Source organism: Peribacillus sp. Aquil_B1, from assembly GCF_022603275.1.
Taxonomy (GTDB): Bacteria; Bacillota; Bacilli; order Bacillales; family DSM-1321; genus Peribacillus.
In genome coordinates this window covers 1-276 of record NZ_JAKXEE010000022.1, presented here as the reverse complement: position 1 = coordinate 276, position 276 = coordinate 1, and the positions used below count along the sequence as shown (strand labels likewise).

Annotated in this window: 1 rRNA gene; it reads left to right on the top strand. The window is 48.2% G+C overall.

Going from position 1 to position 276, the window contains the following annotated elements:
* Window positions 1-56: 56 nt before the first annotated feature.
* Window positions 57-276 (top strand): 16S ribosomal RNA (locus MPH60_RS27570); the annotation flags it as partial.

Genomic DNA, 276 nt, shown 5'->3' with positions numbered 1-276 from the left:
CGTTAAATTTTAAGTGAGCACACACTATCAAAAAGCAAATGAGCAAGTCAAACATTTCTTCGGAGAGTTTGATCCTGGCTCAGGACGAACGCTGGCGGCGTGCCTAATACATGCAAGTCGAGCGAATTTCAGGGAGCTTGCTCCCTGAAATTAGCGGCGGACGGGTGAGTAACACGTGGGCAACCTGCCTATAAGACTGGGATAACTTCGGGAAACCGGAGCTAATACCGGATACGTTCTTTTCTCGCATGAGAGAAGATGGAAAGACGGTTTACG